Origin of the sequence: Bacteroides caecigallinarum (assembly GCF_021531075.1) — a bacterium.
Taxonomy (GTDB): Bacteria; Bacteroidota; Bacteroidia; order Bacteroidales; family Bacteroidaceae; genus Phocaeicola; species Phocaeicola caecigallinarum_B.
This window is the reverse complement of sequence record NZ_JADYTJ010000184.1, coordinates 1-245: the sequence shown is the minus strand read 5'-3', so window position 1 is coordinate 245 and position 245 is coordinate 1. Positions and strand designations below refer to the sequence as shown.

Annotated in this window: 1 rRNA gene; it reads left to right on the top strand. The window is 49.0% G+C overall.

Annotation, left to right across the window (positions count from 1 at the left end):
- Nucleotides 1–245: ribosomal RNA gene (locus I6E11_RS14990) — 16S ribosomal RNA — on the top strand; the annotation flags it as partial.

Here is a 245-nt window from a genome sequence, read left to right as displayed (position 1 = left end):
GGGCAGCATGAACTTAGCTTGCTAAGTTTGATGGCGACCGGCGCACGGGTGAGTAACGCGTATCCAACCTTCCGTTTACTCAGGGATAGCCTTTCGAAAGAAAGATTAATACCTGATGGTATGGTAAGATTGCATGATAATACCATTAAAGATTCATCGGTAAACGATGGGGATGCGTTCCATTAGGTAGTAGGCGGGGTAACGGCCCACCTAGCCGACGATGGATAGGGGTTCTGAGAGGAAGG